The sequence below is a fragment of the Afifella sp. IM 167 genome, from assembly GCF_020144925.1.
In the GTDB taxonomy this organism is placed as follows: domain Bacteria; phylum Pseudomonadota; class Alphaproteobacteria; order Rhizobiales; family Afifellaceae; genus Afifella.
The window spans coordinates 248,674-273,084 of the sequence record NZ_NSLC01000006.1 but is presented as its reverse complement, the minus strand read 5'-3'; the positions used below and the strand labels follow the sequence as shown (position 1 = coordinate 273,084).

General features: G+C 67.3%; 24 protein-coding genes and 1 tRNA gene. 12 read left to right on the top strand and 13 right to left on the bottom strand.

From position 1 onward, the window contains the following. Window positions 1-113 precede the first annotated feature (113 nt). On the top strand, window positions 114-1,070 hold the full coding sequence (locus CLD20_RS13080) for a hypothetical protein (protein ID WP_224407090.1): 957 nt from the start codon (window positions 114-116) through the stop codon (window positions 1,068-1,070). Between the two features lie 18 nt (window positions 1,071-1,088). On the opposite strand, the gene CLD20_RS13075 is transcribed toward CLD20_RS13080, so the two are convergent. The 4 genes from CLD20_RS13075 to CLD20_RS13060 form a co-directional block, all read right to left on the bottom strand. Next, window positions 1,089-2,753, bottom strand: a complete 1,665-nt coding sequence (locus tag CLD20_RS13075) for an NAD+ synthase (protein WP_224407089.1) — start codon at window positions 2,751-2,753, stop codon at window positions 1,089-1,091. Window positions 2,754-2,830: 77 nt separating this feature from the next. After that, window positions 2,831-3,265 carry a diacylglycerol kinase gene (locus CLD20_RS13070; protein WP_224407088.1) on the bottom strand — a complete coding sequence of 145 codons (435 nt, stop codon included), beginning with the start codon at window positions 3,263-3,265 and terminating at the stop codon, window positions 2,831-2,833. After that, window positions 3,262-3,684: a GFA family protein gene (locus CLD20_RS13065; RefSeq protein WP_224407087.1), complete on the bottom strand. Its 423-nt coding sequence runs from the start codon at window positions 3,682-3,684 to the stop codon at window positions 3,262-3,264. Before CLD20_RS13065 ends, CLD20_RS13070 begins: the two co-directional genes overlap by 4 nt. 20 nt (window positions 3,685-3,704) lie before the next feature. Then, window positions 3,705-5,087 carry a class II 3-deoxy-7-phosphoheptulonate synthase gene (locus CLD20_RS13060; protein ID WP_224407086.1) on the bottom strand — a complete coding sequence of 461 codons (1,383 nt, stop codon included), beginning with the start codon at window positions 5,085-5,087 and terminating at the stop codon, window positions 3,705-3,707. A 206-nt stretch (window positions 5,088-5,293) separates the two neighbouring features. On the opposite strand from CLD20_RS13060, the gene CLD20_RS13055 reads away from it, so the two are divergent. Further along, window positions 5,294-6,478 carry a carboxylate-amine ligase gene (locus tag CLD20_RS13055; RefSeq protein ID WP_224407085.1) on the top strand — a complete coding sequence of 395 codons (1,185 nt, stop codon included), beginning with the start codon at window positions 5,294-5,296 and terminating at the stop codon, window positions 6,476-6,478. Window positions 6,479-6,485: 7 nt separating this feature from the next. On the opposite strand, the gene CLD20_RS13050 is transcribed toward CLD20_RS13055, so the two are convergent. After that, a complete protein-coding gene (locus CLD20_RS13050) occupies window positions 6,486-7,070 on the bottom strand; it encodes a gamma-glutamylcyclotransferase family protein (RefSeq protein ID WP_224407084.1) in 585 nt (194 codons plus the stop codon). Window positions 7,071-7,204: 134 nt separating this feature from the next. Here CLD20_RS13050 and CLD20_RS13045 point away from each other — a divergent pair, with 134 nt between their 5' ends. Beyond that, entirely contained in the window at window positions 7,205-8,419 is a 1,215-nt protein-coding gene (locus CLD20_RS13045; protein WP_224407083.1) for an MFS transporter, read from the top strand. Between the two features lie 166 nt (window positions 8,420-8,585). On the opposite strand, the gene CLD20_RS13040 is transcribed toward CLD20_RS13045, so the two are convergent. From CLD20_RS13040 to rpiA, 5 genes are all read right to left on the bottom strand, one after another. Next, window positions 8,586-10,265, bottom strand: a complete 1,680-nt coding sequence (locus CLD20_RS13040) for a methyl-accepting chemotaxis protein (RefSeq protein WP_224407082.1) — start codon at window positions 10,263-10,265, stop codon at window positions 8,586-8,588. A 15-nt stretch (window positions 10,266-10,280) separates the two neighbouring features. Then, window positions 10,281-10,886 (bottom strand): hypothetical protein, encoded by a 606-nt coding sequence (locus CLD20_RS13035; RefSeq protein WP_224407081.1) that lies wholly within the window; start codon window positions 10,884-10,886, stop codon window positions 10,281-10,283. A 199-nt stretch (window positions 10,887-11,085) separates the two neighbouring features. Continuing rightward, on the bottom strand, window positions 11,086-12,489 hold the full coding sequence (gene gor, locus CLD20_RS13030) for a glutathione-disulfide reductase (RefSeq protein ID WP_224407080.1): 1,404 nt from the start codon (window positions 12,487-12,489) through the stop codon (window positions 11,086-11,088). Between the two features lie 46 nt (window positions 12,490-12,535). Beyond that, window positions 12,536-13,108, bottom strand: a complete 573-nt coding sequence (locus CLD20_RS13025) for a DUF2059 domain-containing protein (RefSeq protein ID WP_224407079.1) — start codon at window positions 13,106-13,108, stop codon at window positions 12,536-12,538. A gap of 62 nt (window positions 13,109-13,170) precedes the next feature. Then, a complete protein-coding gene (gene rpiA / locus CLD20_RS13020) occupies window positions 13,171-13,875 on the bottom strand; it encodes a ribose-5-phosphate isomerase RpiA (RefSeq protein WP_224407078.1) in 705 nt (234 codons plus the stop codon). A 101-nt stretch (window positions 13,876-13,976) separates the two neighbouring features. Between rpiA and CLD20_RS13015 the strand changes: the two genes are divergently transcribed. The 3 genes from CLD20_RS13015 (at window position 13,977) to CLD20_RS13005 (ending at window position 15,710) form a co-directional block, all read left to right on the top strand. Continuing rightward, on the top strand, window positions 13,977-14,666 hold the full coding sequence (locus tag CLD20_RS13015; protein WP_224407077.1) for an HAD-IA family hydrolase: 690 nt from the start codon (window positions 13,977-13,979) through the stop codon (window positions 14,664-14,666). A gap of 98 nt (window positions 14,667-14,764) precedes the next feature. Continuing rightward, window positions 14,765-14,839 (top strand) — tRNA-Val (locus CLD20_RS13010). Window positions 14,840-15,083: 244 nt separating this feature from the next. After that, window positions 15,084-15,710 carry a hypothetical protein gene (locus CLD20_RS13005; protein ID WP_224407076.1) on the top strand — a complete coding sequence of 209 codons (627 nt, stop codon included), beginning with the start codon at window positions 15,084-15,086 and terminating at the stop codon, window positions 15,708-15,710. Window positions 15,711-15,732: 22 nt separating this feature from the next. Here CLD20_RS13005 and purU read toward each other — a convergent pair whose 3' ends face one another. Continuing rightward, on the bottom strand, window positions 15,733-16,590 hold the full coding sequence (gene purU / locus CLD20_RS13000) for a formyltetrahydrofolate deformylase (protein WP_224407075.1): 858 nt from the start codon (window positions 16,588-16,590) through the stop codon (window positions 15,733-15,735). Window positions 16,591-16,876: 286 nt separating this feature from the next. Between purU and CLD20_RS12995 the strand changes: the two genes are divergently transcribed. Then, window positions 16,877-17,458, top strand: a complete 582-nt coding sequence (locus CLD20_RS12995) for a L,D-transpeptidase (RefSeq protein WP_224407074.1) — start codon at window positions 16,877-16,879, stop codon at window positions 17,456-17,458. Window positions 17,459-17,536: 78 nt separating this feature from the next. Here CLD20_RS12995 and CLD20_RS12990 read toward each other — a convergent pair whose 3' ends face one another. Then, window positions 17,537-17,896, bottom strand: coding sequence for a gamma-butyrobetaine hydroxylase-like domain-containing protein (locus tag CLD20_RS12990; protein ID WP_224407073.1), 360 nt, complete (start codon window positions 17,894-17,896; stop codon window positions 17,537-17,539). A 200-nt stretch (window positions 17,897-18,096) separates the two neighbouring features. Between CLD20_RS12990 and moaA the strand changes: the two genes are divergently transcribed. The 3 genes from moaA (at window position 18,097) to CLD20_RS12975 (ending at window position 21,408) form a co-directional block, all read left to right on the top strand. After that, the gene (gene moaA / locus CLD20_RS12985; protein ID WP_224407072.1) at window positions 18,097-19,086 is read left to right on the top strand and encodes a GTP 3',8-cyclase MoaA; all 990 of its coding nucleotides are present in this window, start codon (window positions 18,097-18,099) and stop codon (window positions 19,084-19,086) included. An 82-nt stretch (window positions 19,087-19,168) separates the two neighbouring features. Next, on the top strand, window positions 19,169-20,089 hold the full coding sequence (locus CLD20_RS12980) for a DMT family transporter (RefSeq protein WP_224407071.1): 921 nt from the start codon (window positions 19,169-19,171) through the stop codon (window positions 20,087-20,089). A gap of 113 nt (window positions 20,090-20,202) precedes the next feature. After that, window positions 20,203-21,408 carry a multidrug effflux MFS transporter gene (locus CLD20_RS12975; protein ID WP_224407070.1) on the top strand — a complete coding sequence of 402 codons (1,206 nt, stop codon included), beginning with the start codon at window positions 20,203-20,205 and terminating at the stop codon, window positions 21,406-21,408. A gap of 7 nt (window positions 21,409-21,415) precedes the next feature. Here CLD20_RS12975 and apbC read toward each other — a convergent pair whose 3' ends face one another. Then, window positions 21,416-22,618, bottom strand: coding sequence for an iron-sulfur cluster carrier protein ApbC (gene apbC, locus CLD20_RS12970; RefSeq protein ID WP_224407069.1), 1,203 nt, complete (start codon window positions 22,616-22,618; stop codon window positions 21,416-21,418). 122 nt (window positions 22,619-22,740) lie between these two features. Between apbC and fdhD the strand changes: the two genes are divergently transcribed. Both fdhD and mobA read left to right on the top strand, forming a co-directional pair. Further along, window positions 22,741-23,643, top strand: coding sequence for a formate dehydrogenase accessory sulfurtransferase FdhD (gene fdhD, locus CLD20_RS12965; RefSeq protein WP_224407068.1), 903 nt, complete (start codon window positions 22,741-22,743; stop codon window positions 23,641-23,643). A gap of 99 nt (window positions 23,644-23,742) precedes the next feature. Next, complete coding sequence (gene mobA / locus CLD20_RS12960; protein ID WP_224407067.1) at window positions 23,743-24,408, top strand: molybdenum cofactor guanylyltransferase MobA; 666 nt, start codon at window positions 23,743-23,745, stop codon at window positions 24,406-24,408. Window positions 24,409-24,411 lie beyond the last annotated feature (3 nt).

The window sequence follows — 24,411 nt, the reverse complement described above, 5'->3', positions numbered from 1 at the left end:
CAGGCAGGCACGCTTTCGCCCCCTCCCGGCCGGCCGGCTCCGCGGATGTTCCAAACCGGCCCTCGGATAAGCTAGGCTCGCCGCGCGGGACGGGAAACGAAGGACAGACCAAGATGCGCAAGGCGATACTTCTCCTGGGGCTCTTCCTCCTCGCGGCTGCGCCCGGCGCAGAGGCGGCCGGCTGCTCGGGGACCCCCGAGGAATGCGAGGTCGATTCGCGCCTCGACATGGCCGGCATCGACAAGCCGGAGGAAGCGCGGGCCTTCCTGGCGCGCCTGAAACAGGCCGCGGCGGCGGACGATCGCGAGGCACTCGCCGGCATGGTGCGCTATCCGCTCAACGTCTACGGGCCGGGCAAGCCGAAGACCTATGGCAACGCCAAGGCGCTCCTCGCCGATTTCGACAAGGTCTTCACGCCGGGAGTAAAAACCGCCATCAGCGAAGCGACTTACGGCTCGCTCTTCATCCGCGATCAAGGCGCCATGATCGGCAACGGCGAGGTCTGGTTCGACGGCGCGGACGGCAAGATCCTGATCAAGACGATCAATCCGCCCGACCAGCCGGATGCGAGCGCGGCACCGGCGGATCCCGGCAAGGAGACGGCCGAGGGCGCAATGGCGCCGTCCGGCAGATGGCAATATCGACGGGAAGCGGACAGCGCGGGCGTTGCCGTCGTGACCGCCGATGACGGGGCGCGGCTGATGGTCGATTGCCGCGGCAACAGCGGCATGGCCACCATCACGCTGGAGCCCGACATCCGCTCAGAGGAGCAGCGCTCAAAGAGCGGGGAGGTCTGGGTGGGCCTCGTCTTCGACGGCCGCGAGAGCGAGCGCGTCAACCTCGCGCTCACCTGCGAATACGGGGACTGCACAGCGATGCAGTGGAAGGCGCCGACGAACGGCGAGGCGCTCGGCATCCGCACGCATCTCGATCTCAATGCAGCACTCCGGCGCTTCGGCGACGTGCGGCTCTATCTGGAGGACCGGCCGCTTGAAGACTACTCGCTGAAAGGCTCCGCCGCCGCCATCGACAGGCTGCGCAGCGTCGGCGGCTGCCCGGACGTTTACTGAGAGGCGCCTTCGGCCGACTCACACCGCATCGCGCCAGCCGTTGACGATCGGATAGCGGCGGTCGCGGCCGAAATTGCGCTGGGTGATCTTCACGCCCGGAGCCGCCTGGCGGCGCTTGTACTCGGCCACGTAAAGAAGCTTCTGCACGCGCTTGACGGTGTCGGCATCGAAGCCCTCTGAAATCAGTTCCGCGGCGCTCGCCTCGCGCTCCACGAGGCCTTCCAGGATCGCGTCGAGCACGTCGTAGGGAGGCAGCGAATCCTGGTCGCGCTGGCCCTCGCGCAGCTCGGCCGTCGGCTCCTTCTGGATGATGTTCGCGGGGATCACCTCGCCTTGCGGCCCGAGCAGGCCCTCCGGGCGGTGGGCATTGCGCCAGCGGGCGAGGTTGTAGACCTCGCTCTTGTAGAGGTCCTTGATCGGGTTGAAGCCGCCGTTCATGTCGCCGTAGAGCGTGGCGTATCCGACCGACATCTCCGACTTGTTGCCGGTCGTCACCACCATCGAACCGAACTTGTTGGAGATCGCCATCAGCGCCGTGCCGCGCACGCGCGACTGGATATTCTCCTCCGTCACGCCCGGCGCATGGCCGGCAAAGAGAGGCGCCAGCATCGCCTCGAAGGCCTCGACGGCCTCGGCGATCGGCACCGTGTCGTAGCGCATGCCGAGCGCATCGGCGCAGGCCTCGGCATCCTTCAGGCTTTCGGAGGAGGTGTAGCGGTAGGGCAGCATCACGCAATGGACGCGCTCCGCCCCCAGCGCATCGACGGCCATCGCCGCGCAGACAGCCGAATCGATGCCGCCGGAAAGTCCGATGACGACGCCCGGAAAGCGGTTCTTGTCGACATAGTCCCTGAGGCCGAGGACGCAGGCCTGCCAGTCCGCCGTCACCTGGTCGGCAAGCACCTCCTGCGGGCCTTCGGCCAGTTCCCAGCCGCCCTCGCCCCGGCGCCATGTCGTGATCGCCACGTCCTCGACGAACTGCTTCATCTGGAAGGCGAGGCGACGGTCGGCGGCAAGGCCGAAGGAGCCGCCGTCGAAGACCAGTTCGTCCTGGCCGCCGAGCTGGTTGGCGTAGATCATCGGCAGGCCGGTCTCGACAACCCGCTCCACGGCGATCTGCATGCGGATGTCGATCTTCGCCCGCTCGTAAGGCGAGCCGTTCGGCACGATGAGGATTTCGGCGCCCGTCTCGGCCAGGCACTCCGTCACCTCCTCCGTCCAGATGTCCTCGCAGATCGGCACGCCGAGCCGCACGCCCCGGAAACCGAGGGGCCCCGGCAGCGGGCCTGGCTGGAAGACGCGCTTCTCGTCGAAGACAGCGTAGTTCGGAAGGTCGACCTTGTGGCGGACGCCGACGAGGGCGCCGGCATCGGCAAGGGCGACGGAATTGTGCAGCTTGTCGCCCTCGCGCAGCGGCAGGCCGATCAGGACGGCGGGTCCCCCGTCGGCCGTATCGGCGACGAGATCGTCGAGCGCGGCGCGGCAGGCCTCCTGGAAAGCAGGGCGCAGGACGAGATCTTCCGGCGGATAGCCGGCCAGAAAGAGCTCGGAATAGACGACGAGGTCGGCGCCCCTGCCGGCGGCCTCGGCTCTCGCCGCGCGCGCCTTCTCAAGGTTGCCGGCGACGTCGCCGACGATCGGGTTGAGCTGCGCGACGGCGATGCGCAGGATATCGGTAGTCATTGCGGCCTCGGTTGGCTGACCCGGCCCGGATTAGCCCGCCCGTTCTCCGACAGCAACGGCGACGAAGGGCCTGCCCGTCAGCCGATCCAGCCGACCCTCTCCAGGATGGCCACGCCCCAGACGAGGCCGGCCAGAGCCAGGGCGAAGAAGACGCCGGCGGAGGCGATGTCCTTGGTGACGCGGATCGCCTCGTGGCGCTGCGGCGTCACATGGTTGCACAGCCGCTCGATCGCGGTGTTGAGGAGTTCCACCGTCAGGACGAAGAGAAGGCTGCCGACAAGCGCCAGCCAGGTCCACGGATCGCGGGCGACGAAGAAGGAGAGCGGCAGGCCGAGGGCGAGCACCGCCATCTCCTGCTGCACGGCCGCCTCGGTGCCGAGCGCGTTCTTCAGGCCGCGCATGGAATTGAGCCCGGCATCGGCGATGCGCTTCAGGCCGCCCTGGCCGGGCAGCGCCGCCTGGCGCCTCTCGTTGCCGGCAACGGCGTCACGCGGCTTGGGAGTTTCGCTCATTCCTCAGCATGCTCCTTCGATGCAGCAACGTCGGAGCCGGCAAAGCACGGCACCGAATCGGAGATATCGTAATAATCTCCCTTTTCCGCCAGATAGATATGCACGGCAAGGCGAAGTCCAGTCTCGCCGTCGAGCGCGCCGGCCGAGAACGACATGCGGTCGCTGCCGGCCTTCTCCCAGAAGAGCGTGGAGCCGCAGAGTTCGCAGAAGCCGCGCCGCGCCTCGTCCGTCGCCTTGAACCAGCGCACATACTCGGCGCCGGTGACGGATATGTCCGCCCTGACAGCGCTCACGGCCACCCAGTAATGGCCAGACTGCTTGCGGCAGGTGGTGCAATGACAGGCCTTGGCCGGGCCCGCCTCGCCGGAGGCGGTGAACCTTACCGCCCCGCAGGCGCAGCTTCCCGAAAGAGCGCTCATAAGCCGGGCGAGGGGCCGGCTCAGCCGGCCGCCAGCCTCTTCGCCTCGCGGCTGACACGGTCCTTGCGCAGGAGCTCGGCCACCAGGAAAGCGAGTTCGAGCGCCTGATCGGCGTTGAGGCGCGGGTCGCAATGGGTGTGGTAGCGGTCGGAAAGGTGCTCCACCTCCACGGCGCGTGCGCCGCCGATGCACTCGGTGACGTTCTTGCCGGTCATCTCGATATGAATGCCGCCGGCATGGGTGCCCTCGGCGGCGTGGATGGCGAAGAAATCCTCCACCTCCGACAGGATCGCCGTGAAGGGGCGCGTCTTGTAGCCGTTGGCGGCCTTCACCGTGTTGCCGTGCATCGGATCGCAGGACCAGACGACCTTGCGGCCTTCCTTCTCCACCGCCCGGATGAGCTTGGGCAGGTGCTTGCCGATCTCGCCGGAGCCGAACCTTGCGATCAGCGTCAGCCGGCCCGCCTCGTTGGCGGGGTTGAGCAGGTCGATGAGGCGCAGGAGCCCGTCGGCATCGAGCGAGGGGCCGCATTTCAGCCCGAGCGGGTTCTTGATGCCGCGGCAGAACTCGATATGGGCGTTGTCCGGCTGGCGCGTGCGGTCCCCGATCCACAGGAGATGGCCGGAGGTGGCGTACCAGTCGCCGGAGGTGGAATCGACGCGCGTCAGCGCCTGCTCGTAGCCGAGCAGCAGCGCCTCGTGGCTGGTGAAGAAATCCGTCTGGCGCAGCGAGGGCGTGGTATCGGCGTCGATGCCGATGGCGCGCATGAAGCCCAGCGTCTCGCTGATCTGGCTCGCCATCGCCTGATAGCGGGAGGCCTGCGGGCTGTCGGCGATGAAGCCGAGCATCCACTGATGCACGTGCTCCAGGTTGGCGAAGCCGCCCTGGGCGAAGGCGCGCAAGAGGTTCAGCGTCGCCGCCGACTGGCGATAGGCCATCTCCAGGCGGAACGGGTCGGGCAGGCGCGAGGCCTCGTCGAACTCGATGCCGTTGATGATGTCACCGCGATAGGTCGGCAGCTCGATGTCGCCCTGCTTCTCCGTCGGCGCCGAACGCGGCTTGGCGAACTGGCCGGCGATGCGGCCGACCTTCACCACCGGCACGCGGCCGGCGAAGGTGAGCACGATCGCCATCTGCAGGAAGACGCGGAAGAAGTCGCGGATGTTGTCGGCGCCATGCTCGGCAAAGCTTTCGGCGCAGTCGCCGCCCTGGAGCAGGAAGGCCCGCCCCTCGGCGGCCTCGGCGAGCGCCTTCTTCAGCTTGCGCGCCTCGCCCGCGAAGACGAGCGGCGGATAGGTGGCGAGCCGCCCTTCCACGCTCTCCAGCGCCGCTGCGTCCGGGTAGTCCGGCACCTGTTCGATCGGCCGGCCGCGCCAGGAGGCCGGATTCCACTTGGTATCCATATCGCAACTCTTCGACAGGAGGCCGCGAGCACCCGCCGGCGGCAGGCTTGACCCGGCCCTCAATCAGCGGGCTACGCTATCGTCCCTTCGGCCCGCAGCGTCAAGCCGAGGGGCGCTCTGCAAGGGCACAAAAGGCCGCAAGGTATGAAGGTTTGCGCCCCAGGCAGGCGCTTGCCTCGCGCCCCGTCCCCACGCACAATCGAGACATGGCAGAGAACGAACCGGCTTTCACCATCGGTATCGAAGAGGAATACCTCCTCGTCGACACAACAAGTCGCGACCTTTGCGTCGATCCGCCGGAAGAACTTCTGACGTCATGCCAGGAAATTCTCGGCGGCGCCGTCGCGCCGGAATTCCTGCGCTGCCAGATCGAGGTCGGAACGCCCGTCTGCAAGAGCCTCGCCGATGCGCGGCGCGAGCTCGCCCGCCTCAGGAGCACCATCGCCGAGGAGGCGGGAAAGCACGGGCTCGCCCCGATCGCCGCCTCCACGCATCCCTTCGCGCAATGGAGCGAGCAGCGCTCCACCGACAAGCCGCGCTACCGCGAGATCGCCGAGAGCCTGCAGGTCGTCGGCCGCCGTCTCGTCATCTGCGGCATGCATGTGCATGTCGGGGTGGAGGACCCTGAGCTCAGGATCGACCTGCACAACCAGCTCGCCTATTTCCTGCCGCACCTTCTGTGCCTCTCCACCTCCTCGCCCTTCTGGCAGGGACGCAAGGCGGGGCTCAAATCCTTCCGCCTCACCGTCTTCGACGCGCTGCCGCGTTCAGGCCCGCCGGAGCGCTTCTCCTCCTTCGGCGAGTTCGAGCGCTTCGTCTCCGTGCTGACCGGGGCGGGCGTCATCGAGGACGCCACGAAGATCTGGTGGGACCTTCGCCCTTCCGTGCGCTTTCCGACGCTGGAGATGCGCGTCACCGACGTGTGCACGCGGGTCGAGGACGCGCTCGCGATCGCCGCCACTTTTCGCTGCCTTGCGCGCATGCTCTGGCGGCTGAGGCGCGACAACCAGCGCTGGCGGCACTATCCGATGGCACTGATCGCCGAAAATCGCTGGATCGCCCAGCGCCACGGCGCGGCCGGCAGGCTCATCGATTTCGGGCGGGGCGAGCTTGTGCCCTTCAGCGACCTAGCCGGCGAAATCATCGACCTCGTCGCCGAGGATGCGGACCATTTCGGCTGCGCGAGCGAGGTGGAGCGCATCCGCGGCATCGCCTCGGGCGGCACCAGCGCCGACAAGCAGCTCGCCGTCTACGAGGACGCGATCGAAGCCGGGGCCAGCGAGCCGGAAGCGCTCCGCGAAGTCGTCGACCATCTCATCGCCGAAACGCTCGCCGGCTGCAAAGGGCCAGCTCCCTACACATCGGTGACGCCGCAGCCGAGCCCGATCTAGGCCGGGCTCAAAGCCCGATCTTCGTCGCCCCGGCCGCCCGGATCGCGCCGTCGACCATGGCGCGGTCGGCGTCGGAGAGGAGGAGCGCGCGCGGATAGCGGGGCTTTGCCCTGTCGTCGAGAATCGGCACGTGCCAGTCGGCCGTCGTCTCCAGGAAATGCGAAACGCCCGCCTCGCCGAACTCGGCGAAGAAGCCGGCGAGCACGACGTCGAGATAGGAGAGCATGACGGGGAAGTCGGCGTCCCCTGCCCGCCCGTATTCGGCATGGCCGACCCACAGATGCGGATCGGGCCAGGCTTCAGGGCGCCCGGCGGTCCAGGTGACGTCTCCGGGCGACAGGAGAACGGCCTCGTACTGCGCCTCCCGCCGGTCGAGATGCGGGCGCTCCTCCAGGGGAATCGCGACGACGACCCCCCAGATCTCGCAATCCGCGTCGGGCACGACGGTGAGCGTGCAGCGCTGGCCGTAGGGCGTGACACCGGAATGGCGCCAGGCGCGCCGCCAGCCCTTCAGGCGGGCCGGGGCGACCTCCGTCGTCTCAGAGAGGGTGGCCGCGTTGACGAGCGAGCCGTAGCCGAAACAGGTGAACACGGAGCCGTTTCTCGCCCGCTTTTGCGCTCCGGCGCAAGCGCCGGCACCTCGACGGCAGGCGGAAATGACATTAGAGGCGGAGCCGGCGACGGCTCTCCGGCCGCCGCGATCCCCGATCAGGCCAGGATACCGGCATGGCCCAATCCGTCGGGAGATGGACGGTCCTCGTCTGTCTCTCTCGCGTCTTTCTCTACGGCAGCTTCATGACGGCGGCCGCTTCCATTCCGGTGCTGCAGCCGGCCTGGGGCATTTCGGCCACGCGGGCAGGCGCGGTCGTTTCGGCCTTCACCATCTCTTACGCCGTCTCGCTCTTCCTCTTCGCCTGGGCTTCCGACCATTTCGGCGCCAAGCGCATGGTGCAGATCTCGGCGGTGGGGAGCGCCCTCTCCTCGCTCGCTTTCGGCCTCTTCGCCCGCGACTGGACGAGCGCCATGATCCTTTACGCCATCTGCGGGCTCGCCCAGGGCGGCGTCTACACGCCGCTCGTCATGGTCTTCGCCGAGCGCGCCGCCTCCAAGAGGCGCGGCACCGCCATGGGCTGGCTGATCGGCTCCACCTCCGTTGGCTATGCCTTCTCGCTCGGCCTCACCGGCGCCGTGCTCTCGTTCGGCGGCTACGAGGCGGCCTTCCTCGCCTGCGGCGCCATGCCGGCCATCGGCGCGGTGATGCTGCTCTTCCTCTTGCGCGAGATGCCGAACACCATCCATCAGCGGCCGAAAGGCGAAGGCGTCGTCGATGCGCTGTGGCGGGACCGGCAGACGCGGCTTCTGACGGAAGGCTACGTCTACCATTCCTGGGAGCTGCTCGGCGGCTGGGCCTGGATGCCGGCGCTGCTCGCCGCCGCCTTCGCCCTTTCCGGCCACGGCATCGGGCTCGCCAGCGGACAGAGCGCCATGCTGATCGGCGGCATGCACCTCCTCGCCTCGGCGGCGACCTTCTCCATGGGCGGGCTTTCCGACAGGCTCGGACGGCGGACCGTGTTGATTGCGGTGGCGGCGCTCTCCACCTGCCTCTCCTTCTCGCTCGGCTGGCTGGTGGCCGCGCCGCTCGCCATCCTGATCACGCTCGCCATGCTGCAGGCGGTTACCTCCATCGCCGATTCCCCGGTGCTGACCGTGGCGCTGACAGAGACGACGACGCCGGGCGTCCTCGGCAAGGTGCTGGCGATCCGCTCCCTGCTCGGCTTCGGCGCGGGCGCCGTGGCGCCGATCGCGGCGGGTGGCGTGCTCGACGTCTCGCGTCAGAACGGCTTGTCCGATCCGGTCGCCTGGGGGCTCGCCTTTTCGCTCCTGGCGCTGGGCGGGCTGCTCGCGACGGTGGCGGCGGCGCGCCTGCGGCAGGTCGTCTGAGAAGGCTGCGACCCACCGAGAATGGGGTTTCAGCCACCCTCGACTGCACGGCCTCTGAGGAACCGGCAGGGAGAGAATTTCAGGTCGTCGCCCGCTGCCAGCCGAACCGCGCACCGCGCGCTGGGTCCGGCCCGCGGCAGCGGGCGTCACTCAGAGGCCGTGAGGATCAGGCGGCCCTCACATTTTCCAGGAACTGATCCATCGCACCGCGCAGCGCCTCCAGGCGCTGGTCGAGATCGCCGACCGAATTGCGCACCTGGATGCTCACCTCGCCGGTGCGCGTCGCCGATTCGGAGACCTTTCCGATCGACGCGCTCACCTCCTGGGTGCCCGAGGCCGCTTCGGTGATGTTGCGGGCGATCTCGTTCGTGGCGTCGCTCTGCTGCTCCGCCGACAGAGCGATCTGATCGGAGCGCTCGGCGATATCGCGGACCATGTCGGCGATCGAGTGGGTCGCCTCGATGGAGACGTCGGCGGCCGAACGGATATCCGCGATCTGGCGGTCGATCTCCTCGATGGCCTTGGCGGTCTGCTCGGCGAGCGCCTTGACCTCGGCCGCGACAACGGCAAAGCCCTTGCCCGCTTCGCCGGCCCGCGCCGCCTCAATGGTGGCGTTGAGGGCCAGAAGATTGGTCTGCGAGGCGATGTCGGTGATGAGCTGGGTCACGTCGCCGACCCGGCGGACGACCGCGTTGAGGCCGTCGACCGCCTTGCTGGACCGCTCGACCTCGCCGGCCGCGGTGCGGGCGGTACGGGTCGAAGCTTCGATCTGCGCGCTGATATCGCGGGTGGAAGCCGACAGTTCCTCCGTGGCGCTCGCCACCGTCTGGACATTGGCGGTTGCCTGTTCGGCCGCGGAGGAAACCGTCAGCGACTGCTCACTGGTGGAACTGGAGACCTCCTGCAGGAACACCGCCGTTTCTTCCAGATGCTGGGAAGCGGAACGGATCTCGCCGGACAGGCCGATGACCGATTCCTCGAAGGCACCGGCGAGCCGGAGCATTTCCTCGCGGCGCCGGCGTGTTGCGGCCTCGCGCTCTTCGGCTGCCGAAGCTTCAAGTTCGCGTGCCCGCACGAGGTTGGCGCGGAAGATGGAAAGGGCGTTGTTCATCTTGCCGATCTCGTCGGCACGCTCGACCTCGTGAAGCTCCACGTTGGTATCGCCCTCCGCCAGCGTCTCGGTGGCTCTGGCCAGCCTGCCGAGAGGACGCGCCACGCTGAGGAAGTTGAAGATGCCGAAGAGAATGGCACAGGCGGCGCTGACGGCGGCGCTGACCAGCGCCACGGTCTCCACCAGTGCGAGCGAGTCCTGCTGGGCGCTGGCGAGCTCGCTCTGGCGGGCGGTCAGGGCCCCGACGATCCCGTCGATCTCCGTCTTGACGGCCGCAAATGCGGTCTGACCCGTGCCGGCCGCTTCGATGGCCTTGGCAAGGTCGACGGTCATCGGGTCACGCATCAGCGCGGCCTGGCGGACAACGAATTTGTCGTACCACTGGCGCCAGAGCGACATCGCCGGGTCGGCGGTCTGGCCGATATCGGCCTGAGCGAGCATCGGCTCGATCCTGGCGAAGAGCGTCTCGATCTCGGCCTTCTTCGCTTCGATCCCCCCGACCCAGTCCCGGTCGCCGGTCAGAAGGAAGTTCTTAAGGCTGACGGACTGCGCATCGATGTCGCTTTTCAACCTGGCGATCTCGATGATCGCGGACTGCACCTCGCCGTATTTCTGCACGGCGCGTTCGGCCTGCATGGCCTGGAAATAGACGACAGCACTGACGACAAGGCCGATCACCGCGAGCACCGCGAAGGCCAGGACCGCCTTGGTCGTAACGGACATGTTCTTAAGCACGGGTCGGGCCTCCGGTTACTGTGCCACGGCGAGCTTGCGGCGCGCCAGTTCGGTGAGGTTCACCTCGACGGTCACGGCGCCGAGAGAGGTGTTCTGGTCGGCTTCGGCGAGCGTCTTGTTCACCTGCGCGCGCCAGATCTTCAGGTTCTCGTCCCACTCCGGCTCGTCGATGAAGATCGCCTCGGGACCCTGCGGAAAGGTCTTCTGGAACTTGGCTTCGTCGCCCTGCCAGAAGTCGCTGGTGATGGAGGACTGGCCAACGTTCAGCCCCTTGTCGTCCATCACGAAGATCTCGACAAAAAGGCCCGCGGACTGGCCCTGCATGCGCGTGAGGTAGACGGAGAGCGGGCTGGAAAGCGTCGCCGCAATCAGCGGCTTGTCGGCGACCTCGCGCTCGGATTTCCACTGCTCGTCGAGGGCGTCGATCTCGGCCTGGGTCAGCTTGCCGTAGCGCTCATTCTGGCTGCGGACCGAGAGGCGCACCACCTCGGAGTCCATCCAGGTGTCGATCTGCTCGATCAGGCCGGCATCAATGAGCCGCCTGGCATCGGGCGGAAAGGAATCTGCCTTTGCGGCGGTGGCCGCGACCACGATCAGGGCGGCGAGCGAAACTCGGAACATGGGGCATCTCGCGTCAATTGAACAATTCCAACGCGGAACGCCTAAGTTGCCATCCTGTCGCGAAGCTTGTGAGGGACCGCGTGCAGACAATGCAGGCGATCGGAAAGGGTTGGCGCCATCCTAGCGCACGGCGCGCGTGGGCTTCGACGGCAGGGCGGCCGTCGGCCGGAAGCCGGCCGCCAGCGCCATGCGGGCGATCTCAGGCCGCCTCGACGACCTCACCCTTGCGGATGATGGCGCTCGGTTCGTACATCGTCACGAGTTCTTCGGCCGCCGTCGGATGCACCGCCATGGTGCGGTCGAAATCGGCCTTGGTGGCGCCCATCTTCACCGCAATGCCGAGAAGCTGGGCCATCTCTCCCGCGTCGGGGCCGAGGACGTGCGCGCCGAGCACCCTGTCCGTATCGGCGTCGACGACAAGCTTGACCAGCATGCGCTCGGAGCGCCCCGAAAGCGTGTTCTTCAGCGGACGGAAGACCGATTTGTAGATCGCCAGGTGGTCGATCTCCCTGCGGGCGGCATCCTCCGTCATGCCGACGGTGCCGATCTCCGGCTGCGAGAAGACGGCGGTCGGCACGGAGCCGTAATCGGGCTTGGTCGGCCGACCATTGAAGACGGTGTCGACGAAGCACATCGCCTCGTGGATCGCCACCGGCGTCAATTGCATGCGGTCGGTGACGTCGCCGATCGCCCAGACATGCTCGCAGTTCGTCTTCGAATATGCGTCGACGCAGATGGAGCCGCGGGCATCGGTCTCAATGCCGAGCTTTTCCAGCCCCAGCCCCTCGGTGTTCGGCAGGCGGCCCACCGCGAGCAGGACCTGCTCGGCGTCGTAGCAGTCTCCGCCGTGGAAGGTGCCGCGCAGCCAGCCGCTGTCCAGCCGCTCGATCCGGCCGAAGACGTCCTGGCAGCGGATCTTGATGCCCTTGTTCTCGTATTCGGCATGCAACAGGCGCCGCAGATCCATGTCGAAGCGCTGCAGGATCTCCTTGCCGCGATAGAGGATCGTCGTATCGACGCCCATGGAGGCGAAGATCCCGGCGAATTCCACGGCGATGTAGCCGCCGCCGCAGATGACGACCTTCTCCGGAAGCTTTTCCAGCCCGAAGGCCTCGTCGGAGGTGATGCAGAGCTCGTGGCCGACAAGCGCTTTGTGCGGATTGGGCCGGCCGCCCGTCGAGATCAGAATGCGCTCGGCCGAGACGGTGCGCCCTGAGCGCTGAAGGTGGATGTCGTGCCCGCCGGCGAGGACGGCGCGCTCGTCGATCAGCTCGGCGCCCGCCTTTTCGAGGTTGGCCCGATAAAGCCCCTCGAGCCGCGCGATCTCCTTGTCCTTGTGGGCGATCAGCGTCGGCCAGTCGAAATGCGCGTTCTCGTAGGACCAGCCGTAGCCGACGCTATCCTCAAAATGCTCGCCGAACTGGGAGGCGTAGATGAGAAGCTTCTTGGGGATGCAGCCGCGGATGACGCAGGTGCCGCCGACGCGGCTTTCCTCCGCCACCGCGACACGCGCGCCGGTCTGCGCGGCGAGCCGCGCGGCGCGCACGCCGCCGGAGCCGGCGCCAATGACGAAGAGGTCGTAGTCGTAGCGGCGCTGGCTCATCCCATTTCCGGCCAGCCCGGCCGGCTCCCTGTTCCGGCGGAGAAAGTCACTGCTTCTGAGGGGTCTCCGGCGGAGCGGCCTGCAGGCTCTGCGCCTCGCTGGCGGTGATCTTCTGCAGTTCCTCCGTGGCACGCTGGAGGATATCGGAGCTCAGCTCCTGCGCCCAGGCCTGGCTGACGTTGAGCTGCGCGTTGAGGAGGCTGACGAGATTGGCGCCGAGCTTCTTGCCAGCATCGGTCTGGAAGAAGTCGAGATAGGCCTGCAGTTCCTCGGTGGAGAAATTGACCGCCCAGACGCGGGCGAGCCGGTTCTCCAGCTCGGGGCGGCGATCGACCATCTGCAGCGCCACCTTGTCGACGATCTCGATGATGCCGAGCTGGGCCTGCGGGTTGGAACGGATCAGCGTCGATTTCGCCTGGTCGGCGACGGACGGCAGGATCTGGTCGAAGGAGCGCGACAGCGAGGAGGCGGCGAGCACCTGGCGCGCCAGCTTCATCTGCTCGGGACTGGGCTCGTCGATGGCGCCGGCGTTCTGCGTGCTGTTGTCCTGCGCCGCCGCGTACTGGGCGGGCACGATGGCCGCCAGTGCGAGCAGGCAAAGCGCGATCAGACGATACATGAATGTCTCCTGGTCTCTGGCGACGCTTGAAGCGCCGTCGATAACGGAAAAGGGGGCGGCCGTCACGCCCGTGACGGCGTGCGGGAAAGCCTTTTGATCCCTTCGGGGGTGGCGATCAGGGCCTCGTCGGCGAGGCCGAGGAAGAGGCCGTGCTCGACGACGCCGGGGATTGCCGCCAGGCCGTCCGCCAGCGCCTGTGGATCAGGAATACGGCCAAAAGATGCGTCGAGGATGTAGTGCCCCTCATCGGTGAGGAAACGCTCGCCGCCGGCCATGCGCCAGGCGAGCGGCCCGGAAAGGCCGAGGGCCGCGGCGGTGTCGGCGATGGCCCGCTCGCTCGCCTTGACGCCGAAGCGCACCACCTCGATCGGGAGCGGGAAGGCACCCAGCACCGGCACGTCCTTGGAGGCGTCGGCGACGACGATCATGCGGTCGGAGGCCGCCGCCACGATCTTCTCGCGCAGGAGGGCCCCGCCGCCGCCCTTGACGAGGGCGAGGTCCGGGCCGACCTCGTCGGCGCCGTCGACGGTGAGGTCGAGGCGGTCGATCTCATCAAGGCTGGTGAGGGCAATGCCCTCCTCCTCGGCCTGGCGGCGGGTCGCCTCGGAGGTCGGCACGCCGACGACATTGAGCCCCGCGCGCACTTTCTCGCCGAGAAGCCGCACGAACCATGCGGCCGTCGAGCCGGTGCCGAGGCCGAGCCTCATGCCATCCTCGACGGCCTCAAGAGCGGTCGCGGCCGCCTCGCGCTTCAGATCGTCCGACATCGTCGCTCCCCCATCTTCTACGCGGCTCCAGCTATCATGCGGCGATGGGCGTTCCAAGGCGGCTTCTTGCGCCGGCCGCCCCCCTCCGCTAGCCAGCCGGGATGGCTCCTCTCCTCGTCTTCGACCTCGACGGCACGCTCGTCGACACCGCCCCCGACCTGATGGGCACGCTCAACCATGTGCTTGAGACGCACGGCCTGCCCGCCGCCCCCGCCGGCGAGATCATGCCCTTCATCTCCGGCGGGGCGCGGCGGATGATCGTCGCAGGAGCGGCCCGCTCCGGCTCCAGCCTCGAAGACGTGGAGCTCGACCGGCTGTTCGAGCTCTTCCTGGAGCATTATTCGCAGAACATCTGCGTGAAGAGCCGCGCCTTTCCGGGCGTGCTTGCCGCGATGGACCGGCTGGAGGCGGCCGGCTGGCGCTTTGCCGTGTGCACCAACAAGCGCACGGAAACCTCCAGGCTGCTGCTTTCCAAGCTCGGCATCCTGGAGCGCTTTGCCGCCCTCCTCGGCGTCGATGCGGTGGAGCGCAAGAAGCCGGATCCGGGGCATCTCATCGCCACCGTCGAGGCGGCGGGCGGCGAGACCGGGACGACGCTGATGATCGGCGATTCCGCTGCCGATATCGGTGCGGCCAAGGCGGCGAACGTGCCCGTCATCGGCGTCACCTTCGGCTACAGCGACCGGCCGGTGGCCGAGCTTGCACCCGACTTCCTGCTTTCCGACTACGCCGAGCTGACCGTGGCGCTCGCCGAGCGCCTGCTGGCGCGCAAGGCACACGGCGCCGCGTAGGGCGCGCGTGTAACGGGGGACGCGGGGAAGACGCGCGGACGGGCCACTTGCTCGTCTTGACCAAGGGCCCGACCCGTGCCACATGCGCTTGCGGTCAAGGGCGCGTAGCTCAGCGGGAGAGCACTGCCTTCACACGGCAGGGGTCACAGGTTCAATCCCTGTCGCGCCCACCATTCCTTGCCCCCTCCCCTTCAGCCTAAAGTGCAAGCGATCTTCGCCATGCGAAGATCATGGGCGGTGGATCCGGCGCGAAGGTTTCGCACGCGGCGAAGGAAACCACCTTCCAGGTCGCCGGTTAGTATCCCGCAACGTCCGAGGAGGGAGAGCATGATGGCCGGAGCACCCGATCCGCGCACGCCGTGCCGCCAGAAACGGGCTTTCCGCCGCCCGCCACAGCCGCGCGGGAGCGGCTGAGCCATGTGGAACTGGATCAGCGAGAACAGCAGCGCCATCGCCGCCGTCACCTCGGTCGGCACGCTTCTCGTCTGGCTTGTCTATCTGCAGCTCATCCTGAGCAACTTTCGCCGTCAGCGCCGCTCCACCATCCTCATCAACCGGGGCGCCGGCAGCGGGCTCGGCGGGCATTGCCTCATCAGCAACATGAGCACCAGCGCCGTCTACCTGACGAGCATCATCGCCACGATGAAGACGGAGGACCGCACCTTCCAGCATGCGCTCACCGATCTGAGGGAGCTCGACGAGACGATGAAAGGAGACCCGCGCTCCATCTTCAAGCAGGGCCCGCTGCAGCCGGGCGAGTACCTCGATATCGGCACCTTCCGCGATCTCATCCAGCAGATGGGGGAATCGGAGGACGGCCCGGCGCAGGGCGAGGACTGGGCGAGCGTCGTCGAGTCGCTCGAGCTGACGGCCGTCGCCGTCTACGGCTCCGACGATCTTCTGGTGGGGTCGCGGCGCACCTTCGAACTGCGCAAGGATGAGGACGGGCGTACCAGCGTCTGCCCGACCACGTTGGATTCCGTCCAGATCCGCTCACGCCGCGAGCGGCGGAAGATCGGCGCGCTGCTGCAGGAATCGCTCTGAACGATCCGTCGTAGAAGACCTATTAGTCGTAGAACACCACGGTCTTGTGGCCGGAGATGATCACCCGGTCGTCGAGGACGTAATGGAGCGCGCGGGCAAGCACCCGGCGCTCGATGTCGCGCCCCTTGGCGACGAGCTCGTCCGGCGTGTGGCGGTGGGTGATGCGCTCCACGTCCTGTTCGATGATCGGCCCCTCGTCGAGGTCGGGCGTGACGAAATGGGCCGTCGCCCCGATGAGCTTCACGCCGCGCGCATGCGCCTGGTGGTAGGGCTTGGCGCCCTTGAAGCCCGGCAGGAAGGAATGGTGGATGTTGATGCAGTGGCCGGCGAGCTTGGAGGAGAGTTCGTCGGAGAGGACCTGCATGTAGCGCGCGAGGACGACGAGCTCGGTATCCGTCTCCTCGATCAACTCCAAGAGCCTCGCCTCCTGCTCAGCCTTGGTCGCGGCGGTGACCGGCAGGTGGTGGAACGGCAATTCCTCCAGCTCGGGGATGTGCAGTACCTCGCGCGGATGATTGGAAACGATCGCCGTCACATCCATCGGCAATTCGCCGATGCGCCAGCGATAAAGAAGGTCGGCGAGGCAATGGTCGAACTTGGAGACGAGGATCATCACCCGGCGCCGCAGGCTGCGGTCGCGCAACGTGAAGGTCATCGAAAAGCGCTCGGCGATCTCCTCCATGGCAGCCTGGAAGGCTTCCGCATCGGCCTCCTCCAGTGCCGGGTTGAAGAGCACGCGCATGAAGAAGTTGCCCGTCTCGGCGTCGTCGAACTGCTGCGCCTCCAGGATGTTGTAGCCGTTGGAGACGAGCGCTGTGGCGACGGCGGAGACGATTCCCGGCCGGTTCGGGCAGGAGAGCGTGAGGATGAAATCGGCCATGGGCTTCCCGATGCTGCAAGCGACGACCGGGCTCGTCTAGCGATCATGGCCCGGCTTCGAAAGCCCGGGAGCGCCCCCCGCTGTCGCAGCTTGGCGTCCCCGCGACGACGCGACCGGTTGACGGGACGCCCCGGCGTGTCCGGCCGGACACATCTGCGCCCAAAATGGCGCAAGACAGGGCAAGCGGCTCTCCACGCGCTTGCGCAGGAGGGGTGATTCGCCTCACAGGAGAAACAAGCACAAAATCGCCAGCGATGCGGGGACTAGGATGAAGAGACTTGGATTGATGGCGGCCACGGTCGCCCTTGTTGCGATGGCCGCCACCTCCTTTGCGCCGCAGGCATCGGCCCAGCCGACGGCGCGGTTCTTCGACCCCGTGTCGAAGCAGTGGCAGGACATCGGCCCGGGCCGTCACCACGGCAAGTCGCCGATCCAGAAGGAAGTCGTCAGCTATGACGGCCCCTACGGCGCCAACACCATTATCGTCGACACGACCGAGCGCCGCCTCTACTACGTGATGGGCGACGGCAAGGCGCTGAAATACGGCGTCGGCGTCGGCCGCGAGGGCTTCCAGTGGGCCGGCACGCACCGCGTCACCCGCAAGGCGGAATGGCCGGGCTGGACCCCGCCGCCGGCCATGCGCAAGCGCCAGCCTGGCCTGCCGGCGCATATGGAGGGCGGCCCGAACAATCCGCTCGGCGCCCGTGCCCTCTATATCGGCAACACCTTCTACCGCATTCACGGCTCCAACGAGCCCTGGACGATCGGCTCCGCCGTCTCCTCGGGCTGCATCCGCATGACCAACGACGACGTGATGGACCTCTACGAGCGGGTCAATGTCGGCACGAAGGTTGTCGTGCGCCGCTGAAGCCGCCTTCCGGAATACAGGCAGGAATACGGGAAACGGCCGGTCGCCAGACCGGCCGTTTTCTTTTCGGCCGACGCGTCAGCGAGCGCGGGTCATTCCCTTCTCCTCGAGCTCGGCGAGATAGGCCGGCCACAGCGCCTCGCGGTCGCGCCCGAGGCGGTAGAGATAGGTCCAGGAATAGAGGCCGGAATTGTGCATGTCGTCGAAGGTGAGGCGCACGGCGTAGTTGCCGACAGGCTCGACCTGGATGATCTCCACCTGCTCCTTGCCGCCGACGACCTTGCGTTCGGCAGGTGAATGACCCTGCACTTCGGCGGAGGGCGAGAAGACGCGCAGATATTCGGCGGCGAGCTCATAGAACGCTCCGTCGTCGAAGCTGACGGCGAGATTGCGGCGGTCTTTTTTCAGTCGGATCTCTGTCGGCCACGGTTCGGCCATGCCTCTCCCCTCGTCTCGGTTCTTCGCCGGCATCCGTCGCACACAATGTTTGACGCCGCCGCCGGCTCGCTTAGATTGGAACCCATATATGGGCAGGAGACGCCTTGTCAGCCCCGGCAAGGCCAACCGACAACGTTCCCGAAGGGAACACTGACGAGGCCGATTTGACTTCTTCCGGACCGCCGGCCACCGAGGCGCCGATGATCGACCCCTTCGGGCGGCCGATCTCCTATCTGCGCGTCTCCGTGACAGATCGCTGCGACTTCCGCTGCCTCTATTGCATGGCGGAAGACATGACCTTCCTGCCCAAGCGCGATCTCCTCACGCTGGAGGAGCTCGACCGGCTCACCTCGGCCTTCGTCGACAAGGGCGTGAGGAAGCTCAGAATCACCGGCGGCGAGCCGCTGGTGAGGCGCAACATCATGTGGCTCTTTCACCAGCTCGGCCGGCATCTCCAGACCGGCGCGCTGGAAGAACTGACCCTGACCAGCAACGGCTCGCAGCTGGAGCGCTTCGCCGCCGAGCTGGCCGATGCGGGCGTCAGGCGCATCAACATCTCGCTCGACACGCTCGATGCCGACAAGTTCAAGACGATCACCCGCTGGGGCGATCTCGGCAAGGTGATGGCCGGAATCCGCGCCGCGCAGGCGGCAGGACTGAAAATCAAGCTCAACACCGTGGCGCTGAAGGGCTTCAACGAGGCCGAGATTCCCGAGATGCTCCGCTTCGCCCATGGCGAAGGCATGGACCTCACCCTGATCGAGACCATGCCGCTCGGCGAGATCGACGGCGACCGCACCGAACAATATCTGCCGCTCTCGACCGTCCGTGCGCGGCTTGGCGAGGAATTCACCCTCTCCGACATTCCCTACAAGACGGGCGGGCCGGCGCGCTATGTGGAGGTCGCCGAGACCGGCGGGCGGCTCGGCTTCATCACCCCGCTCACGCATAATTTCTGCGAGAGCTGCAACCGGGTGCGCGTCACCTGCACGGGCACGCTCTATATGTGCCTGGGACAGGAGGACGCCGCGGATCTGCGCGCTCCCCTGCGTGCCTCGGAAGGCAACGAGCTGCTTTCCAATGCCATCGACGAAGCGATCGGGCGCAAGCCGAAGGGGCATGACTTCGTCATCGACCGGCAGACGAGGAAGCCGGCGGTCGGCCGGCATATGAGCGTGACGGGCGGCTGAACGCGCCGGGAGCCCTCCCGGCTCTTCCTTTAGCCTCCCCTCCCCGCTTCTTCTCCTCCCGCCGTTCCCCACGGACCCTTGCATGTCCCCGCCCGCCATCGAACCGAGCCAGAACCGCCTCGGCATCACCTACATGCTGATTGCCATGGTGGCGTTCATCCTGAACGACACGCTGGTGAAGGTTGCGAGCGAGCACCTGCCGACGGGCCAGATCATCTTCGTGCGCGGGCTCATCGTCTCGCCGATCGTCGTGACGCTCGCCTGGTGGCGCGGCGGCTTCGTCAATCTGCGGATATTGCGGCACAGAACGCTCGTCTGGCGCACGATCGGCGAAATCACGGCGACGTCGCTCTATCTCACCGCCCTCTTCAGGATGCCGCTCGCCAACGCCTCGGCCATCCTGCAGGTCGTGCCGCTGGCGACGACGGCAGGCGCAGCTATCTTTCTCGGCGAGAAGGTCGGCATCCGCCGCTGGACCGCCATCGTCATCGGCCTCACCGGGGCACTTCTGATCGTCCGGCCGGGATTTGAGGGCTTCAATGCCTGGTCGCTCCTGGCGTTTCTCTCCGTCGGGGCCGTGGCCGTCCGCGACCTTTCCTCCAAGCAGCTTCCCAGGGGTCTGCCGACGCTCGCCGTGACGGCGGTCTCGGCGGTCGCCGTCGGCCTTTTCGGCGGCGTGATGATGCTCTTTGAGGAGACGGTGACGCCGAGCGCCCACGATCTGATGATCCTCGTCGTGGCGGGATTTTGCTGCATCCTCGGCTACATCTTCATCATCGCGGCGATGCGCACCGGAGAGATCAGCGTCGTGGCGCCGTTCCGCTATTCGCTCATGGTCTATGCCGTCATCCTGCAGATCGCCGTCTTCGGGCAATGGCCGGACGCCTTCCTCCTCCTCGGCACGTTCATCCTGGTCGGCACGGGCATCTACACCTTCTACCGGGAGCGACGCGTCGGCGCGCGGGAAGCGACGCGCAGCCTCGGCGCACCGCCTCCGAAATAGGCTCTCAGCATCCTGCGTAGACCTGCCATGCTCCAGCCGCATGGGTGGTGCCCGGCGCGCCACCCTTCCCAAGCATTGCGGTCTCAACCATACCGGTCGCGATGCCTCCCGTGATGACCGACGCCACCGTCCCCGCGCAACCCGGGCGACGGCCCAGCCTGATCAGCCTCGTCATCATCTCGGCGCTGAGCCCCTTCGCGATCAATGTCGTCGTGCCTTCCATGCCGGCGCTGCAGGACGAGTTTTCGGCCGATTTCGGTCACGTGCAGCTCGTCCTGTCGCTCTTCCTCGCCTCCGTCGCGCTCTCCCAGATCGGCATCGGTCCGCTTTCGGACCGGTTCGGGCGGCGGCCGGTGCTGCTGGCCGGGCTTTGCATCTTCACGCTCGCCAGCATCGTCGCCATCATGGTCTCGTCGATCGAGACCCTTATCGGGCTGCGGATCGTTCAGGCAGCCGGCGGCTGCACGGGCATCGTGCTGGCGCGGGCGATCGTGCGGGACCTCTACGACCGCCGGAAGGCGGCGAGCGTCATCGGCTACGTCACGATGGGCCTCGCCATGGGGCCGATGGTGGCGCCTCTCGTCGGCGGCCTGCTGCAGCAGGGATTCGGCTGGCGCGCGCAGTTCATCTGCATGGCGCTTCTCGGCGCGATCGTCCTCTTCGTCGCCTGGCGCGATGTCGGGGAGACGAACCACCATCTGACGGAGCGGCTCGACTTCGCCACCATGCGCCGGGATTTTGCGCGGCTGCTGCGCGAGCCGGCATTCCTCGTCTACACGGCCGTCTCCAGCCTCTCGACGGCGGTGTTTTTCTCCTTCCTCGGCGGGGCGGCCTATGTGGCGGAGACGATCATCGGCCTGTCGCCGGTCAGCTACGGAAGCTGGTTCGCCATCATCGCCATCGGCTACGCCTTCGGGAATTTCCTTTCCGGCCGCTTTGCCGAAAGGGTCGGCGTACGGCGCATGACGCTTGGCGGCTCGATCCTGCTGGTCGCCGCCGTGGCCGTGATGGGGCTCCTCTTCGCCGCCGGATACGTGGTGCCGGCGGCGCTCTTCGTGCCGATGTGCATCGGCAGCGCGGCGAACGGCCTCGTCCTTCCGTCCACCATCGCCGGCGCCGTCTCGGTCCGGCCGGAAATCGCCGGCGCGGCGGCGGGCCTGCAGGGCGCCTGCCAGATCGGCGCCGGCGCTGTCCTTTCGGCCATCGCCGGGGCGGCGCTTGCCGGCAGCGCCTCGCCCATGCCGCTGGTGGTGGTGATGGGCGTGTGCTCGATCGCCGCGCTGTTCTTCGCGGCGATCCTCTTTCGCGTGGTGCGCTGAGGCGCGGCTACTCGACGACGATGCGCGGCGCCTGCCGCGCGCCGGCTCCGCCTTCCTGAAGCCCCTCCATCACCCTGGCGGCGATGAGCCGATAGATGCGCGCATGTTCGGAATCCGGATCGGAGGCGACGACAGGCTTGCCGGAATCGGAGGTCTCCCGGATCGCCATATGGAGCGGCACGGCGCCGAGGAAGGGAACATCGATGCGCTCCGCCTCGTGCTCGGCGCCGCCATGGCCGAAGATGTCGGAGCGTTCGCCGCAATGCGGGCAGAGGAAGTAGCTCATGTTCTCCACGATGCCGAGGACCGGCACGTTGACGCGGTTGAACATGTTGATGCCCTTGCGTGCGTCGATCAAAGCGAGATCCTGAGGCGTGGAGACGATGACGGCGCCGGCTAGCGGCACCTGCTGGGCCATGGTCAGCTGCGCGTCGCCGGTTCCCGGCGGCATGTCGACGACGAGGACGTCGAGCTCGCCCCAGGCGACCTCGCGCAGAAGCTGGCTGAGGGCCGACATGACCATCGGGCCGCGCCAGATCATCGGCGTCTCCTCTTCGACGAGGAAGCCCATGGACATGACCTTGAGGCCGAAATTCTCCATCGGCTCGATGACCTTGCCTTCCAGCTCACGCGGCCGGCCGGAAATGCCGAGGAGGCGCGGCAGCGAGGGCCCGTAGACGTCGGCGTCGAGGATGCCGACGGACAGCCCGTTTGCCTTGAGGCCGAGCGCGAGGTTGACCGCCGTCGTCGACTTGCCGACGCCGCCCTTGCCCGAGGCGACGGCGATGATCTTCTTCACCCCGGGCACACCGACCTTCTGCGGCCCGGCCTGGCCGGCAGGTCCCGGACGCGGTGCCTGCTGCTGCGGTGCCGGTTGCTGCGGCGCGGACGCACCACCCATCGGGCTGGACGGCTGGGGGGCGGCCGGGCGCGGGGCGCCGGCCTGCGGGCTTGTCCCGCGCCGGTCGGCGGTCAAAACCACCATCGCCTGCTCCACGCCTTCCAGGTTCTCCAGAACCTTCTGGGCGGCCTCGCGCAGGGGCTCCAGGACATTCGCCGCCTCGGCGGGAACGGTGATCGAGACGATGACCTTGCCGCCGGAAACGATCGGCTCGGAGACGAGCTTTTCGGTGACGATGTCGCTTTCAAGATCGGGGCTTTTCACCCGGCTGAGGGCCCGCAGGACCTCTTCTTTGCTCAGCTCTGGCATCTCGCTCCTTCAGCGGCCGGTATTTCGGGCGGGGCCGGCGTCATCGTCGGCCCGCATTCCCGGTTGACATATTCGCGTGCCGGCCGAAGTTCAAATGCCGGGCCGTCAAGAAGCGAGGAAGCGTGAACGGCGACAGCACCATCATCCGCCCCGAGCCGGACGATCCGCGCCTTTCGGCCGAGGTCGCCGGCATCGACGAGAACGGCGCGGCGGTCACGACCCGCGTCGTCACCGAACGGGCGCTGACGCTCTACCTCAATTCGCAGGAGATCGTCACGATGATGACGATCGGCGACCATCCGGACCTCCTCGCGGTCGGCTATCTGAAGAACCAGAACATGCTCGCAGCGGACGACGTCGTCACCGGCGTCGACATGGACGAGGAACTCGGCGTCGTCGTGGTGCGCACCGAGCGCGAGACCGACTACGAGGAGAAGCTGAAGAAGCGCGTCAGAACCTCCGGCTGCGCGCAGGGCACCGTCTTCGGCGATGTGATGGAGGGCTTCGGACGGGTGGCGCTCTCCGACACCGCGACGATCCGCACGAGCTGGCTGCAGAGGCTGACGAAGGAGATCAACACGACGCCCTCGCTCTATCTCGCCGCCGGCGCCATCCATGGCTGCGTCCTGTGCGAGGAAGACCGTGTGCTTCTCTACATGGAGGATGTCGGCCGCCACAACGCCGTCGACAAGATCGCAGGCTATATGTGGCTGAACGGGGTTTCGCCGCAGGACAAGATCTTCTACACGACCGGCCGCCTCACCTCCGAGATGGTGATCAAGACGGTGATGATGGGGATTCCGATCCTGGTGTCGCGTTCCGGCTTCACGGCGGCCGGGGTGGAGCTGGCCCGCCAGGCCGGCCTCACCCTCATGGGAAGGGCGCGCGGGCGCCGCTTTCTCGCGGTTTCGGGGGCGGAGCGCATCGTCTTCGACGCCCGCGCGGAAGAGGGAGATGACGAGCGCCCGGAGCATCGGCGAAAGGGCGCGCAGGAAGCGTCCGGCCGGCTTCACCTCAAAGCCTAGGGCGGTTATATAGAGCGCGGGGAAAACGCCGATGATCGAACGCTCAGTGACATTTCTTTGCGGGCCGATGAGCCTGCCGACGAACCGCCCAGGGGTTTCGTGAGCGAGGAGCAGCCCCGGCCCTGGCCCGTGACCGGCGTGATCCTCGCCGGCGGCCTTTCGCGGCGCATGGGCGGCGACAAGCCGATGAAGGAGATCGGCGGGCGGCCGATGATGGCCTATGTGGTCGAAAAGATGCTGCCGCAGGTCGACCGGCTAATCATCAACGCCAACGGCGATCCGCACCGCTTCGACAGTTTCGGCCTGCCGGTCGTGCCGGACGGCATCGACGGCAATCCCGGCCCGCTGGCGGGGATCCTTGCCGGCATGCGCTGGAGCCAGGTCTTCTGCCCGCAGGCACACTTCATGGCCTCGGCCGCCGTCGACACGCCTTTCTTCCCGACAGACCTCGTCGAGCGTCTGGCCGAGGGATGCGGACGCGACGAGGGCACCATCGCCGTCGCGGCCTCCTTCAACGGCGTCCATCCGGTCTTCGGCCTGTGGCCGATCGCACTGGCGGACGACCTGGAGGAATGGCTGAAGAAGGGCAAGAGCAACAAGATCCTCGACTTCGCCGACCGGCACCTGAGGCTCAACGTGCCGTTCGACCATCTGGAGGCGGACGGTGAGCAGATCGACCCCTTCTTCAACGTCAACACCCCCGATGACGCCGAGCAGGCCGAGACGATGATGGCCGCCCTCACCCGCATGCGCGCGGCGGGCTGAAAC